We start from the raw sequence: 16,481 nt of genomic DNA, 5'->3' as shown, positions 1-16,481 counted from the left end.
ACCGTCGGGCCCGTGAACGTCCGCTGGAATACGGGGGGTAGGAGGCGCTCATTTCAATTCTCACGCGGCGGCCTGGTTCGCGCGCGAGACGGGAGCCGTGCCACCGAAGGGCGGTACGGATTCATGAGCGCGAACCGGGCCCGCTGGCCCATCGTCACTATGGCACGGCTGCTGGGGGGCTCGGCCAGTGGTTTCTACGCGTGGCGCTTACGTGAGCCTTCGAGGCGGGCATGCAGTGACGCGCAGTTACTGTCGCACATCCGCACGCTGCATGCGGGTTCGCGCGGCACCTATGGTGCACCGCGTATCCACGCGCAACTCGTGCGCGAAGGCGGGCATGTGGGTCGCAAGCGGGTGGCGCGCCTGGCGCATGGCGGGTCTGTGCGGGGCAAGCCGGCGGCGCTGGCCGCGTACCACGAGACAACGTGCGGGGGCACGGCGTGCGCCGGACCTGGTCCGCCGGCACTTCAGCGCCGACGCGCCCAACGTGCTGTGGGTGGCGGACGCCACCTGTATCCCGACCGGTGAGGGATTTCTGTATCTGGCTGTGGTGCTGGATGTATTCAGCCGACGCATCGCCGGGTGGGCGATGTCGAACCATCTGTACACCGAACTCATGTTGCGTGCGCTGGGCATGGCGTTGCGTCAGCGACGCCACGAGGGCGTCATCCTGCACCCGGACCAGGGCAGCCCAATATACATCCATAGCATTCGGGCGGCGCTGCCGCGAAGCCGGCGTGCAGCCGTCAATGGGGACGGCCGGCGACGCGTACGACAACGCCATGTGCGAGTCCTTCTTCGGCACACCTGAAGCGCTATTGCTCACGCGCGAACACTTCGCGACCCATGAACAGGCCCGGCAGCGCATCTTCTGGTTCCTGGAGAGCTGGTATGTACAACGTGCGCCGTCTGCATGGCAGCATTGGATATTGTTCACCGCTCGAATTCCAAAATCTGAACGCCGCAGGCAAACTGTGCCGCCTCGTGGGTTGCCCCCTGCCTGGCAGCGTCATGGTCGAGACAGGCGACCCGCCGCCCGCCCGTGGACAACCCGCGATTCAACCTTATCGGGAGGTGCCACTCCGCATTAAACTCAACTGCAAATCTATCCGTCGAACCGGGTCACCCTCAACGGGGCTTTAAAAAAGGAGCGCCGATGACTCTGCCGCAACACCCGCGCGACCCGGTGTCTGTTCCGAACGCCGAGGCTGCGACCATTGACATCGGCCCGGGCAGCCTGCCTACTCCACTTGAACGCGTCACCCTGCGCCCCGAATTTTCAGGCTCGCACGGTGAAAACCGGGCCTTGGGCACACCCGCCATCGCAGCACACAACGACCTGCAGGCCGTGCGCGCCTGGTTGGACCGGTATGCCGGGCAGCCCAAAACGCTACGCGCCTATAGCCGGGAGCTCGAACGCTTTCTCCTGTGGGCGATCTGCGTGCGCGGCACCGCCCTGAGCGCAGTGCGGGCCGAAGATTGCGAGGCCTACAAACAATTTCTGCAAGCACCCGCGCCGTCTTTCACGGGCCCCCGCGCGAACCGGACGAGCGGCCGCTGGCGCCCGTTTGCCCTCACGCCCCTGCTTCCCGAAAGTCGCAGGTACGCCGTCCGGACGCTGCGCGCCGCGTTCGCGTGGCTGGTGGATGTCCGATATCTCGCGGCCAATCCCTGGAAAGCCGTCCGGGACCCTGCCGTCACCAGACGGGAGACTTCGCTACAGACTGGACGTGCGCTGCCCGAAGATCTCTGGCAGCGCCTGCGTGAACATATCGATATGCAGTGCGAGCGGCCGTCGGCCAGCTACTGGCGCACCGTGCGTGCGGTTGTCCTGCTCTGCGGGGACTGCGGATTGCGCCGCGATGAATTGACACAAGCACGGCGCGAAGAGCTCGCGCCGTCCACCACGGCCAAAGTACCGCTCTGGACACTTACCGTGCCGGGCAAGCCGGGCAGACGGCGCACCGTGCCCGTCAGCCCAGCCGCAGTCGTCGCGCTGCGGGCGCACTGGCGCGACCTCGGGCTTGATCTCGATGCGGCCACGCGCGGCCCGCTCATCAGGCTCCAGTACATTCCCCCTACCCCACAGGCCCGAAAAAGACATGGCAACAACGACGACGTTTCGTATTCGCCTGACGGCATCAACCGGATGTTGCGTTGGGCCACCAGGCGCCTCATCGCCGGAATGCCGGATCTGACGCCTGACGACAGGCAGCGGCTCGCATCAGTTTCACCGCATGCACTACGCCATACCTTCGGCACCCGGGCTGCCGCGCATGGCATGCCACTTGAGGTTCTCCGGTGCATCATGGGCCACCGCTCGCTTGAGACGACCACAAGCTATGCAGAGGCCGGGCCGGACACGGTGATGCAGGAGGCGGCGCAATACCACCGGCGCGATATCACGCGAGGATGATTCACACTTTGTGCGTGCGGTTACGGCACTGAAATTAGCGCGTCCATCATCGATTTTACTGTCATACACGCGTCACCTTTCCCGCGGTAAGCTGGCCCGGCACCTCACGGAGGACTTCCGATGTCCGCATCGAACGCATTGAAGCCGACGCACCGCATCGTCATCAACGGGTTTGACGCCCTGGTGGAGTTCGATGACGGGAGCGACATCTACTGCGGCCGGTTCGTCGGCATGAACGGCTCTGCGACATTCTACGCGCGCCAGGAAGGCATGCTCCGCAAGAATGCGACCCGCTCGCTGGCGGCGTTCCTACGGTCGTGCCAACTCAAAGGCATTCCTCCGCGCGATTCGAGCACGGCGCTTGATGCCATGTGATGCAAATCATCGCGCATGGCGCTTGTGCCCACCGCCCCGCCGCATTTGAGTCCTCCAGCGTTTGCTCCGCGCGTAGTGGGGGCACGCCCGCAGCAGGAATCGTGATCCGATGCTACGAAGGCAGGGGTTGCTGGTTCGATCCTAGCCGGGCGCGCCATCCTGAAATCTTGCCCTTCAAAATTGCCTAAGAACTTGAACGGCAAGGAAAAATCCGGGGTTCTAAATCCCTCGTTCCGCACATAGGCCGCCTGCCAGCAAAAGCCAGCTTGAGGACCGTGCGCTAGTCCTTCAGACGCTCGGAGCTGGAAGCGCTGAAAGACGCCGCCCACGCGGCGCATCCGGAGTGGGGGACCTCGCCTGAAACCCGCAATATGACCGGGCTTCAGGTGTTCGCGAAACATTACGCGCCGGACGTGTCGTTCCGGGAATCCCACGCCTGCTGGGATAAAATGTTTTGGTGGAACGTTCGGCTGGGCGTCATGACTTACCGGGACGAGTCCGGCAGTTAGAGCCAGATTTGAAACGGCAGCCTGTCACAGGCTGCTGTTACCTCAACACGGTAGACCGACTCTGCAGTGACCTTGCGCCACAATTTTGGCGCTGTTTGCCCAACCGGAGGAAGGATTTTTACTGACTCAAGCCTTTGCGGTACGAAGACACCCTCCTCCGACGACGACGGCTTGGTGAGGTGGCCCCAAAGCGCGATACCAGCCATTTCACTGCCGTGCCCTGCGCTCATCGGATCACGCAAAGATCATATAATTACAAAACACGTAGTGCTCACTACATAGACATGTAATCATTGCCACTTATGGCATTCGCATTGAAAATGTGCGCAAATTCATCGGCCAGCGAGGCAACCGTTGCGTGAAACATATACATCAGAGAGGTCAAAATTACGACCAATTCCGTTGTCTGACTGATACTTAGCTAACGTTGCCTTTCCATTAATGCTGTTTCACGAGCCCGGTGATTCTCGGACTCCGCCCGCCCCGTCCGACTCGCGCGTTCAAGCGTAAGGCGGGAGTTGGCCACGCGCTTTGTACTGTCAAAGTCAGCCTAAGGCGGGCCGTCCTTTATGTCGACGCAGAGGTTTGTCTTCTGCCCTTACTTCTCAAGAACACATATTGCAGGAAACCCCACGAGAGATCCGCATGCCCGAGGAGTTCGGCCTCGGTCAAGGAAGTGGGGTCAAGTTTAAGGCGCCTCAGAAGCAGCTTGCCCGCAGGCGAGGCTACATATCCACGCACGAACTCCTTCCTCGCCCGTGCGTCGGCCCCGGCAAATTGCTCGCGCCCTAAATCCACTTCCTGTGCAATTCTCGACTTAACCTCGGCGTCACGTGCCGCATGGCTCGCTTCGACATGCTTTATAGCTTGCGCTTTCGCGGTTTCCCCCGCGCGTTCGGCCGCGGCCTTTTCCTCGAGTACCTGAACCATCCTGCGCTCGGCGTCCGGTATTTGCCAATTGTCACGAAGCGCCTTCATGAGATATCCAGCCGGACTTTGCGTAACCTTCCCCTGATCAAGCCTAAAGCGCGTGTACTCGATTGCCTGCTGGATACGTTCGTCAGTCCAAACGGCACGATTTTCGGAGACAAGGTTGAACTGCTTGGTGGTGATGCCAAATTCGTTCTTCAGGGTTAGATACAGTTCCTGCGCCCCCTGCAAGCTGGCGCGTACGGAGTCGGCCGTATCCTTGCGGTTGACTCGGAATCTGAGCCTGTCGATCTTTTTCGAGGAGGGCGATTCGGTCCTTGTTTCATACGCAAGCTCGATGTCCGAAAGCTCGTTGATCTGGCGCACGGCCGGTTCGAGCGTGTCACGTTTGAAGTACTTGAACACCGCTGCACTGGTCCCTGACTTACCGACCCAAGCTCGCACCAATTCCAGTGGAATCCAGTCTGTCAGACCCTGGTGAATGAAAGGTAAGACGTGGTCGTAGATAGCGCGTGCCGCGCTCAGCGTGAAGGCAGAGGTAATGCGCAAACTTAACCAGTGGGATTTCTGTGGATCCCTGATGTGGCGCAAAAGCTGCGGAGGTACCTCGAAGCGGATACGCCCTGCGCGAATGCCGACGATGCCGACTAGCTGCACAGACACCCAAAGGTCTTCGGCAGTCGGCGCCCGGTTGTGGGGCGTATCCGTTACCTGAATTAGCGCTTTTTGCGCTTCAGTTATCACCGAGCGAAGGTGCGTGTGGTTCTTGCTGTCGTAGCGCATGAGCCATTTGAAATAGTTCAGCTCAACGTCGTAGTGCGGCGCTACGTGCTCCTCTTGGGCAACGATAAAATAGGCGGCGTCAATAAGACGGCGGGCAGCGATGCCGAGATCGGTGATGTCAATAAAGACGTTGTTGCGCTGATATCCGATCTCCTTTGAGGCGTCGCTAATAGGCAGCCCCTCGGAAAACATGTCCTCAAATAGTGCAAGGGACATCTGCCGCGTTGTCGCCTTCGCGACGACGTCGTCTGTCACTGGCCTCTCCCGAACTTGACTTGCGCCGCAGATTAGCACGCGTAGGTGAGAAGTCAAAACAAAAAGTCTCACCAAGGCAAGGCACAAATGTTCTCACCATGCATTGCACAACGCACGGTCAGCGTCCTGCTTCCCCGATAGGCTGACCGGTACACAAAGTTTCACCATGGTGTACAGAAAGCCTCACCATCGCAGCTAAGTGGGTTGTCGCAACCCATTGATTTTTCATGGGCATATCTGCAGTTACGAGAGTGAACAAAAATCCTCACCCTCACAGGATTGCTGCCCAAGCGATCTCACGTCAGGGTGGAATATCGCTCACTCTAGGCGCACAAACATTTTCACCGTCGTGTACAAAATCCCTCACCTTTGGGACAGAAATGCTCACCTTTGATTGACTAAGTCTTTGATTTAATACGAAGCAAGGCATCGCTGTTAGTTGGTGTGTCGGTTGTTGTTCATAAAACAACATACGAACGGAAGTGTCCTAAGCGGGAAGGTGAGATATTTTGTGTCTGAGGGCAAGCGCGGCGTGGTGATCTAGGTGAGATGTTTTGTACTCCATGCGCGTGAAGTGCTCCGAAAAGGGTGCACGACGGACAAGGCACGGGATGAAGAGGGTACATGCAAGGCTCCAAGGGCCAGCCAAGGACTTGGCTCACGCCTAGGGTGTCATAGTCGAAGGTGAGATGTTTTGTAACGCTAGTTCTTCGTGGACGACAAAATCGTACAAAAGCTCTCACCTTGCTCATTCCGGATGGGCGACCCTGAAACGGGTAGACGTTCCACGAGGGTCCCGGGTGGGGCGGACGGCCCTGCCCTCTCCTTTGTAGGCCTTAATTGACGGGGGTTTCTGTTTGCTTTTTGCTGTATTCTACGGCTTGACTCAATTTTGAGGAAAAGCGTGGAAATGTCAAAGAAAAGCGAATTGCCGATGATAGATCGGAGCGTAAGTCTCTCGTTTATCGCCGAGTTTTCGGAAAAGGTCGGTATTCTGACTGACGAGCTACGTAACCAGATTCTGGCTCCTCGCCCGCGAAAGAACGCGCCCACGTTCACTACCTCCGAGGTGGCGGAGTTGTGCGGACTCGATAGGGGCAAAATTCATTATCTTGCGACGCGCGAAGGGGGCGGGTTGCCGTCGGGTGTGGCATACGGGACGGGACGCAGCCGATTGTTCACGCTGGCAGAGGCTCGCACGTTCGTACAACAGGTTTCGGAAATCTATCAGTCTCCGTTAGTGTCCGGCTCTCGTGATGCGGACGGTAGAGTACTACTCGTTGCAAACTTCAAGGGAGGTTCAACGAAAACCACCACAAGTATGTGTCTTGCGCAGGGGCTGTCATTACGAGGGCGCAAGGTTTTAGCGATCGACCTCGATCCTCAGGCGTCGCTGTCGGAACTATGCGGTCTGTATGCTGAAAAGGAAGTGGACGAGGATTCGACAGTATTGCCTTTTATTTACGACCAAAATATTGAGGGCGGGCTCTCAACGGTCGTCAAATCGACCTACTGGGACGGACTGGATATGATTCCGGCGCACCCATCGCTATTTGGTGCGGAATTTCACCTACCCGCGATGCTGAAGGTGAGGCCGACCTACAAGTTTTGGGCGATTTTGGGGCAAGGCTTGGAGCCACTTCGCAAAAAGTACGACTACATTATTCTCGATACCGCCCCTTCTCTGTCGTATCTCACGCTGAATGCCTTGATGGCTGCCGACGCCATGGTCATGCCGCTAGTTCCGGAGAGTCTGGATTTCATCAGCTCTGTGTCGTTCTGGAATCTCTTCTCAGACATTGCGGCCAATTTCATGGAAATGGAAGGTGCGAAGAAATATGATTTTATTTCGTTGCTACTCTCGAAGGTCGATTACGGCACGACATCGTCGGCTCCGATTGTGCGTTCCTGGGTGCAACGTGCGTACGGCGAGTGGCTAAGTACCATTGAGATCCCGGCGAGCTCGGTTATGAGCAACGGTGCGCTGGCATTGTCAACGGTGTTTGATATCAGTAAGGCGGATGGGGTCGCCAAAACGGTTCAGCGTGTTCGGCAGCCTTTGATGGAGTACTGTCGCTGGCTTGATGACCTTTACGTTGAAAAATGGAGGCTCGGACAATGAATATTCGTGCACGCATGGCTGAGAAGACGGGAAATCTGCGCTCTACATCGGATATTCAGGCCGAAGAAGTGCAACGGCCAGCCCAGACTCCGAAGACAGGGCCGGGTATGGCCGGCGCCTTAGCCGCCGCTAACATGCGCATTCAGGAGTTGGAGGCGGCGGGGGCACAATCTGAGCTGCCACTGCACGAGATCGTGCCGAATCCGTGGCAACCGAGAAGGGTGTTCGATCCGGCGAAGTTGTCCGAGCTGGCCGAATCGATTAGGGAGGTGGGCCTTGTCGAACCGATTATTGTGCGTAGGGTTCAAGCTGCATATCAGCTTGTGGCCGGCGAACGCCGCCTTCGTGCTCACCAGATGCTTGAAAAACCTACGATCCGAGCTCTTGTTGTCGAGTGTTCCGACCAGGATATGGCGGTGCTCGCGCTCGTGGAGAACGTCAATCGGGAGGATCTGGCGGACTACGAGATTGGACAATCTTTGCGACGTAGTGAGGCGGAATTTCCGAACAGGAAAAGAATGGCGGAAGCTTTGGGAATGTCTCGCGCGGGCCTTTACCGGTTCCTATCGTTTGATGCGCTGCCGGATTTTGTGCGAAATGACCTCAACCTGAATCCGAGGTTGCTTGGCGGCAACGCTGCGCAGGACCTCGTTGCCACGCTTAAGAAGCACGGCGATGCAGGAATATCTGCGACGAAAGAGCTGTGGCCGTTCGTCGTAGCTGGAAAGATGGATCAGGGAAAAATCGCCGCAGCAGTAAGTACGATGGTATCGACGCAGCGCTCGACGAACGCCACGAGTACCGAACGTCGTATCGAGAAGCTGTTCTCCGGGCGGCAGCACGCGGGAAGCATTACGAAGGATAGCCATAGTTTCACGGTGAAAATCAAGTCAGGAGTTTTGTCGGACGCGCAAGAAGCACAGATCCGCGAGCTCATGAATCAACTGTTCAACGACGAAGTTGGCTGAAGTATCCCAACGTAGCGTAATCGCGATCTCTCAAGCCGGAACATCGCGATTACGCGCCACTACATCTGCGCTGTGTGGTAACGCACAGTGTCTCAATTAGAGGCACTATCCGGTGGCCAGGCCGAAGCCCACCAGCGTCGCGCGCCCTCCTTACTGCAACGCCTCTACTAGAAACACCTCTGACGCGTACCACTGCGTCCATACAAAGCGGTGGCCCGGCTTGACTCTACTAGAGACACTGCCCGTCGGACCAGACCGAATCCCGCGATGTCGCACGCTTGCTTTGCCGCCTTTTCTTCGGAACATGAAGGCTGAGCGCCACGTACCTGGGCGATGCGCCAGCCTTCTGTGTCTCTACTAGAGACACAGGCCCGCGACCAACCGTAAGCAATCTCGATGTAGTGTTCATTTCTGCGGTGTCTCTACTAGAGACACCCGGGATGCGCGTTGTTACGCATGTTGTAAGCGAGGAACCCTGAACGTCGTTAATGGATGCCTTAATCGGCGCAGAGCCAAAGCGCATCACAATCTAGGCACTGCCTTTGCGCAGTGTCTCTACTAGAGACGCTGATCAGCCAAATCCGAAAGACCCTAGCGCGACCCAGTCGCCGTTGAACTGCTATCGCTCCGAAAAGTACTCGATCGTTCGCGGCGAATTGTCCCTACACCGCTAACGCAATCTATTATCTGAAGGGCGCCGTTGTTCACCGTCAGCGTCCGCATTTGAACAGCCACGGATAGACTGCCGATGCTTCCGCTAAAGGCGCGGTATTGCTGGCGGTATCCCCATCGCGCGATGCATTCGACTCAACTCTTCGTCGACTTGGCGCCGGTTCCGCGAAGGGGGCTGTTGGGACTACGCCCTCGCGGGTTACGAGCGTAGCGGTTTGTCGTCTGGGTGTCTCCGAGCATCACCGTCATTCCATGACAGGATGCTCTTGGTTCCATTCGGGGCGCCGGCGCTACGCCGAGAACCCCGATCATGGCGCTAACCCAGTTAGGAATTGAGATGCGTTCACTAGCGGTTGCCTACACTCGATGAAATTCGTTCTATTTTGTGCGCGCGAACATGCCAGAGTGATTCCAATGCTACTGAGCGACGCGGTATGAGCCCAAATCAGATCCATCTCTCTGGATAAAGGAGGGTGGCCTAGGACGAACAGCGGTCAACAATCGCTGGTTTGTCCAAGTGGCTCTCTGGATTGGCCCAACCTGGCCGCCCGTGGCACGATCTGTCGAAGCCGTTTGAGCGATTGCATACACTGTACATGCGGCTCTCAAGATGTCGTTGCAGGGGGCGGCGGAATACGTGATTCACGTCGTGATCGACGAAGCCGAGATCAGTCATGTGTTGGTCGATTTGACAACTGTGCACGCGCACCAGCTTGCGCTCCTTACGCCCCCTGCGGTTGGCCTCCCCCGAACGCCAACTCTCCGATACTTCGAGCGCAAATGAGCTGGCTAAGTATCCGCGCACCAAGCCGATCATCGCTGAAAAGAGCTACGGCTTGAACGCCTTTGCGCAGCGTGCGAAGGTAGGAATCCCGCAGCGTTCTAACCGGCAGACCACGCATCGCTATAGCCTCGTGCTGTATCGAACTCGGAGCATCGGGGAACGCTTTTCAATCGCATCAAGCATTCGCGTCGTGTCGTCACCCGTTATGGCAAGCTCCCAGGTAACCATCTCGCCTTCGCTTCGTTTGCCTGTGCCTTTTGGCCGTTGGTGAAAATGTGAACAGAACTTGACACTGAACTGCCCGGATGAATGGCATCTGTAGATCGAGCGAACATGGTCCTCTGACATGCATGCATTGGCGATCCGAATGGAGCGGCAGCCACCGGGCGCATTTGGCAACACGCGAGATATGTCCAGTAAAACCATTGTCGTATAAAACACAGGAGTGCTTATTTAATATTTCCGAGAAAGTAAAACTCTCATCTGCGGGCGACTGCAAAATCGATGACGACGCCTCCCGTAGAGTTAGTGGCGGGCCGAAACAGGGGGTGCGCAACAAACATGATTCGTCAACTTAGGCCAAATAGATCTGCTATCGACGATCGGCCAAAGTTATGCGGAATCATTTCCGAACCTGGTGCAACCGCCGGCCGCGGGGAGTGCCACGTGTAACTACAGTTGATCTGTTCGGCGACGCGCTCCACACTGGAGCGATTTCGTCCAAGAGCCCGGTACACGCCGCCCCTCGGGTTCGTGCGCTCCACACTAGCGCGATCATTAGTGGCGGACCGTCTCCGGACTACCCTTCCCAATCGCAACGTACACTTTGTCAGACGATACGATTGCACACAGCAGCGCGTATGCAACGCATCTTGGTTTCTGGTAATCGCGGGTGCACAAAGCGTGATCCGCGCGGTATCCCGTATCTGAGGACGCCCAGAAACGCGATCCCAGTGTCGCTCAGCAATGACGAGGAAATCACGCACCTTCCAATACAGGCGCCACTAGAAGTGCGTGCTTTAGTGGCCGATTGCGACGTTCGGTGACGCCATAAAGATTCCGCAGGCTTAGACGGGACCGACCCGCCGAAGAGAAAATAGTCGGCGTTATAAGCCCGAGGTTGGATGGAACTGCCTAGCCACGTGCTGATCTCCCGCTGCCCGATGATCGCGCGCCCGTGGATATGAACAACGCGGATAGGATGGGTACAAAGCAGAGGTGCGTCAAAAACCGAACGGTGTCAGCCGTTTTTGTTCGCTTTGTATCACACGCAATATTTTGTACTGCAAATTACGTGAGCCCGCAGACGCGACCTCGCCGCCCGCGCGCGGTCACGTCGACAGCTGGCAGCGATTGATCATCGCTCTTCGGTCGCTGCGAGGCCGAGGCAGGGTAGACGCCCAATTGGACCTGCAGACGAAATCTTCCCGACAACGCCCGAATGCCGATTCTGGGCTCGGAGGTTCACGAACGGGTGGTCATCGGTATCTCCGAGCAATGGCACGTTTGCCACGTGAACGCAACCACGCGGAATTCCGAGCCCTTGCACTAGCTGAGGATGTGCAGGCACACAGGTCCATGGTTACGAGGCCGCATGGGAGCCCGCTGTGCAAGCCGCTGGCGCAAATGGAAGATATCGGTTGGCTTGCGCCCAGCTGATGTGCTTCGCAGCGCCGGAAGTTGCAGGCAATTGTTGTGCAGTGGCAATGCTTGTTGTCTGCAATCAAACCTCACTACCCGAGCGGCATGCGAGGCCGTGGGCCGATTGGCATGGAACAAATACTCCGGATTTCTTCCTGCAACACTGGTACGGGCTGTCGGACGACGGGCTGAAGATACACCGTATGACAGCATCGCGCTGCGCGCTTTCGCCGGTATTGATCTGGTGGGTCGAAACGTGCCGGCCGTGACCACGCTGTTGAAGTTCCTGCTCATGCTGGCCGAACTAACTGACGCGCGAACTGTTCGACGAAATCGGCAACTCGCCGTGCGCGCGAGGACTATCGATTATGGAGCACGCGCTGGTTGATGCGCCGATTACAGCGGCACCGACGTCGATCAGAAACGCCGGGAAGGGGCGTGATCCGGAGATGCATCAAGCGAAGAAGGGAAACGAATGACGTGTGTCACGAACTCAGACTGAGCCTGCGGTGCCGTATTTGACGATGAAAGAAGGCATCCCGGCGTCTTGCAGCGGAGGATTCAGACCACCCGGCGCTGCTGTGTTTTAAAGGCATGGTTGTAAACGACCGGGGAAGTCATCCGCAGAGGATGGCTGAGCGTCGATTCGCTTCGTCATCCGGAAAATCCCACGCCATCTCGCGTATGATTTGGGCAGTTGGTCCATTGGTCAGTGTTTCCCTAGATGCTGATATGACTTCCGCAGTCAAGTATCGCCAGGTTCTGTTCTGCATCTTCGCGGATTGTTCACGGACCGTGCTGCCTCGTCCTCTGCAGCCCGTTCTTCCTCCGTTGAATGCGCAATGGTGCCGTGATCAGTGCGTGTGTGATTGCAAGTCGGTCGGGCGTGAGGTCATTCGCGCGATATCCCACACGAAATGCGGCGAGCTCCCGGACGATCGCTATCACGGCGACGTTGGGAATGCTTACCACGGGCAACCAGTCTGCGACACCGCTTGCACAGCCGCAGCTGTGCATCCCACGCGCAATCGATGATGGCCTTTGGCACTGCATTATGGCGGAGCTGGCCCTGGCGGGGTGATGGGTACCCATGCCGCTCGCACATGGCCGTTGGCGGTCTTTGTGATGCTGCCCAGCCTGTGCCTCTGGCCCGAGGAGAAACTAAGCTCGGCGGTCCGCGGTCGCGGGTGATCTACCGAGCTCGGCAAACATGCCGATCGCGGTGGTGAACTGAGTGCGTCACGCCGCCAGAAGCGTTTGAATAGTCGGATAGGGACGCCTGAAACACAACGTCCAGTTTGCGAAGCGCTTGCTTTAGCGCGTGCGAACCCAGCCCGACGGACTCAGGGCGTGTGGCTTTGATTGCCAGCAGGACGATGAAGGCGGATGCGTGGGCAGTGAAGATGGAAGCGGGCGAGGCCATAAACCCGCGCAACTGCCACGAGTGATAGAGGCGCGCGTTGAAAGATGTGCAGCTCTGGATCCGCCAGCTTGGGCCGAAGGAGGCGAGTGCCGAGCGTCCAGCCACGCGAGCATCCGCGTCGCGGCACAAACCTGCTCGCGCATCAGCCGCGCGTCGGCCGCCCGGGTCGATGACATGGACCCCCAGGTTATCGAATAGCAAATCGACCTAGGGGACAGTCACTGCGGCGAGACCCGGGTCGGGGTCGTGCCGGCCGCGCATTTTGACATCTCCCCGCCCTAAAGGTCCCTGAAAGACGAGGTTTGCCACGCACTGGATCAAAATGCAGCGAGCGGCGCATTCCATCGCACGGTCCGGCAAAAGCCGCATCCTAGAAACCCTTCAATATCGCCTTTCTGGGTCGGTCCCAATGGCCTGAATCATGCCGATGATTCTCGGCTCTATTGTGCCGATCTGTGACACATTGTAAAAAGCGAAGGCCAGAGAGGGGCGCCGGCTATTGCGCTGCTATTGCTTCTATACAAATTCTTTCGGGGGCTTTGCTACGTGTGTCGCGTGTGCACGTGAAGCGGCTACGAGCAGCGCCGATGTCTGGATACATTACTCGTAGTTGCTGGCGATTATCGACGTGCCGCATCCACCTGTACTCGGGTTCTCCAGTCGGGATGCCGGGAAAATTTCCCGGGCAAGTCAGATTGCGAGATCCACCCAAACGCTCCGAAGATGTTATGCATCAAGCGAAGGCGCGTTGCTGCTTCATTTTAGGGGTGAATGTGAGGTTTGCTTCGAGCGGATGTCCATACGTGGATAAGGTGTCGATCGATTTCGACCCGCGGGTCAGGTACGAAGAATGAAAGGCCGGGTAAATAATATTACATCGGCGCTCCCAAAATGCTTGGAATAATGTACCAAATAGATTTTATCGGCTATATTATCGATATTTTTACGGAGGATGTTGACGATGGCGACTTACCTAGAACTGAGAGCGCAAGCGGAAACACTGTTGCAGCAGGCGGAGAAGGCACGCTTGGCCGAGATCCAAGTGGTCATTGAGGATGTGCGATCACGGGTGGCCGAGTACGGGCTAACCCCAGAACAGGTGTTTGGGCGCGAGCGTGCCTCGCGTAAGACGGGAGCTCGCGGCGCTGTTCTGCCAAAATACCGTGACCCGAGTACCGGCACAACCTGGAGCGGCCGCGGTCGCGAGCCGCACTGGATCAAAGGGAAGAAACGCGAGCGGTTTCTGATTAAGACTTGATGCATTCCTAGCTAAACCCTTCTCGACGCCGGTTGAACGTGAGGCGTTGCCATATGTAAGCGGCTCTGCTCACGCCGGTCACGAAATGATCAACCGATTTGAGCGGTTGATCGAGAGCAAAATAGCCGGGCGGCTTCGCCCGGCACAAAATAATTCGGATTGTGTTTAACGCGGCTCCAGCCCGTTGCCGAGCGATGTTTCAATCCGGCGTCCGCCCTTGGCAAATGGGCCCAATCAGCACATAGTACGGCGCTCCTTTTGCTCATCAGCTTGCTTTGGACTCAAGCACGCGGGGTCGGCGAGCATCTGCGCTCAGCATCAATCTGTTTGCACCGTTAATAGTGCGCCCACATGCGCAGCGCCGAACAAAGATTGCGCCCGAAGCGCAGAAGCGCACAAGGACTACCTGAACGATTGCACCTCAAGCCAGTGGTCCACATGTGGTGTACCTTGGTTTTACTGGTGCTGCGCACGAGGGCTTCAGTCGAATCCCTTCCGCGCTATTCTCTTGGCTGGCGTGCCATGCAAGCGGCACCTCCGGCGATACATCCAATGGAGTTTCCGCTGCGCGCTCTGGCGGGCCGTTGTGCTGAAACGGGCCGCGGCACGGAGGGCGCAAACGACTACAGTGCGGCTTTTCGACGTCAACGTGTATTCAAGATGTCGTAAACCATTGTTACTGTCTTGCCGTGACCGGCGAGTTGAACACGGGTGAGCAGCGTTTCGCCGATGATGCATGGCGGGTGGAGGTAAACAGCCGATGCAAGACGATAAGGGCCGCAATAATTCTCCGATTATTGTCAGACACTGACGGCGGGGAACTACTGAACCTCCGTGGTGCCGAGTACCGGCCAGGTGCCCGCTGCATTTAGGGAGCCGATGTGCAAGTGCAGCAGGCGCTACGGCACTTGCACACCGCATTCGCTAATTTCTTCCCGAAGCGGGCGAAGTATCCAGACTTCCGGCGCAAGGATGGCGTCCAGTCAGCCGGGTACACGACGAGCGCCTTAAAGCGGGATGGCTCGTCTCTGAAGCTTACGAAGATGGACGCGCGCCGCTTGCAATCCGCTGGTCGCGCACGTGGCCGAAGGGCGCGAAGCCTGCGACGGTCACGGTGTCCATGGACACCGTCGGCCGATTCCATGTCTCGATCCTTTGCGACGACGTGGTATCGCCAAAGAAGAAGGTGAAGAGCCAGGTCGGCATCTCTGTCGGACTGACCCACTTCGCACTCCTCTTGACCGTCGAGAAAATCGATGCGCCGGACACGTTCCGCAAGAACGAATCGAAACTCGCGATGGCGCAACGCCGACTCGCGAAGAAACAGATCGGCTTTGCCAACCGAAGGAAGGCGAGGCTAAAGGTGGCAAAACTGCATGCCAGGGTGGCAGGCACCCGCAGGGACCTCCTGACCAAGCTTTCGATCCTACTGATAAACGGGAACCAGGTGATCACCATCGAAAGCCTTGTTATCAGCAATATGCAGAAGCACCGCGCGCTTGTGAAATCGATCAGTGATGCAAACTGGTCCGAGTTCGTGCGGCAACCGACGTACAAAGCCGAGCGGTACGGGCGCACGTTGATCGGTATCAACAGCTGGTATCCATCCAGCAAGCGATGCGGCGACCGCGGGCAGACCGTAGCCAGGATGCCATTGAGCGTTCGCGGGCGGTACCTAACATTCTTGATGGCCTTTCATTGTGAACACTTCGAAAAACCCGAAGACTTCAGTAACCCAGTCTAGCTGCAGCCCAACTTAGACGTAAGGTCGCTGCAATTCAGCGGTTTTTTCCCCCCAACTCAGACTGCGAAGCGATCATGAAATCCGACAAAAGGAGAAAACCAACCATAATTGTGACCTCGGGCAAGTTCAATCCCGGGGGCGTGATGACATCGGCGTAGCCGTCGGCGAGTTGCGCGCGTTGTGTCGCGGAGGTGAGGCGACACAACGCACGGTTCCGCAGAGGTTACCCATGTATCCGATTCCTGGAGGGCACGCCAGAATACGAACATTTGCGTCTCTATGCCCAGCGTCCATCTTGGAAAAGTCCGAAAATTTCGGCCCATGCCCGAAATTGACTGAACAACGGCAACAGTCGTTACGTTATGATTTCTAGAACTGAACAACGTCTGAAATCGTGGACATTATCGTTGGGGTGCTGACACGTGTAGAGCGTCAACTATAAAGTCCACCGGAGCGACAACTATCTTGTCCGGTCACCCTCCGATCTGGCAGGAATGAAATGAACGCGTCCCGCCCAGTGAAACGTCAGCAAACTAAGATCGACCCTTGCGAACTGACCGTATGCAAGGGCCAAAATGGAACATTATTGAGGTCCGCATAG

The 16,481-nt window shown here is 57.5% G+C and carries 8 protein-coding genes and 3 pseudogenes; 9 read left to right on the top strand and 2 right to left on the bottom strand.

From position 1 onward, the window contains the following. Window positions 1-123: 123 nt before the first annotated feature. The 4 genes and pseudogenes from HV796_RS46075 to HV796_RS36700 form a co-directional block, all read left to right on the top strand. Window positions 124-306, top strand: a pseudogene (locus HV796_RS46075) (hypothetical protein); the annotation flags it as partial. A 31-nt stretch (window positions 307-337) separates the two neighbouring features. Further along, window positions 338-811 carry a DDE-type integrase/transposase/recombinase gene (locus HV796_RS36715; protein WP_246356248.1) on the top strand — a complete coding sequence of 158 codons (474 nt, stop codon included), beginning with the start codon at window positions 338-340 and terminating at the stop codon, window positions 809-811. Window positions 812-1,156: 345 nt separating this feature from the next. Next, a complete protein-coding gene (locus tag HV796_RS36705; protein ID WP_175232760.1) occupies window positions 1,157-2,416 on the top strand; it encodes a tyrosine-type recombinase/integrase in 1,260 nt (419 codons plus the stop codon). Window positions 2,417-2,536: 120 nt separating this feature from the next. Next, a complete protein-coding gene (locus HV796_RS36700; protein ID WP_175232759.1) occupies window positions 2,537-2,791 on the top strand; it encodes a hypothetical protein in 255 nt (84 codons plus the stop codon). Between the two features lie 1,076 nt (window positions 2,792-3,867). Here the strand turns inward: HV796_RS36700 and HV796_RS36690 are convergent. Further along, entirely contained in the window at window positions 3,868-5,229 is a 1,362-nt protein-coding gene (locus HV796_RS36690; protein ID WP_175232765.1) for a replication initiation protein, read from the bottom strand. Window positions 5,230-6,178: 949 nt separating this feature from the next. Between HV796_RS36690 and HV796_RS36685 the strand changes: the two genes are divergently transcribed. The 3 genes and pseudogenes from HV796_RS36685 to HV796_RS44540 form a co-directional block, all read left to right on the top strand. After that, on the top strand, window positions 6,179-7,390 hold the full coding sequence (locus HV796_RS36685) for a ParA family protein (protein ID WP_175232757.1): 1,212 nt from the start codon (window positions 6,179-6,181) through the stop codon (window positions 7,388-7,390). Then, the gene (locus HV796_RS36680) at window positions 7,387-8,358 is read left to right on the top strand and encodes a ParB/RepB/Spo0J family partition protein (protein ID WP_246356247.1); all 972 of its coding nucleotides are present in this window, start codon (window positions 7,387-7,389) and stop codon (window positions 8,356-8,358) included. The genes HV796_RS36685 and HV796_RS36680 overlap by 4 nt, the downstream gene beginning before the upstream one ends. 3,148 nt (window positions 8,359-11,506) lie before the next feature. Beyond that, window positions 11,507-11,931 (top strand): annotated as a pseudogene (locus HV796_RS44540) (transposase); the annotation flags it as partial. Window positions 11,932-12,309: 378 nt separating this feature from the next. Here HV796_RS44540 and HV796_RS46070 read toward each other — a convergent pair. Continuing rightward, a pseudogene (locus tag HV796_RS46070) lies at window positions 12,310-12,688 on the bottom strand (IS110 family transposase); the annotation flags it as partial. 1,151 nt (window positions 12,689-13,839) lie between these two features. On the opposite strand from HV796_RS46070, the gene HV796_RS36665 reads away from it, so the two are divergent. Both HV796_RS36665 and HV796_RS36660 read left to right on the top strand, forming a co-directional pair. Next, a complete protein-coding gene (locus HV796_RS36665) occupies window positions 13,840-14,136 on the top strand; it encodes an H-NS histone family protein (RefSeq protein ID WP_175232755.1) in 297 nt (98 codons plus the stop codon). A gap of 1,114 nt (window positions 14,137-15,250) precedes the next feature. Then, the gene (locus HV796_RS36660) at window positions 15,251-15,880 is read left to right on the top strand and encodes a transposase (RefSeq protein ID WP_246356246.1); all 630 of its coding nucleotides are present in this window, start codon (window positions 15,251-15,253) and stop codon (window positions 15,878-15,880) included. Window positions 15,881-16,481: the final 601 nt, after the last annotated feature.

The sequence above is a fragment of the Paraburkholderia humisilvae genome (assembly GCF_902859855.1).
In the GTDB taxonomy this organism is placed as follows: domain Bacteria; phylum Pseudomonadota; class Gammaproteobacteria; order Burkholderiales; family Burkholderiaceae; genus Paraburkholderia; species Paraburkholderia humisilvae.
The sequence above is the reverse complement of the archived record's forward strand: the minus strand, read 5'-3'. Positions and strand labels throughout refer to the sequence as shown.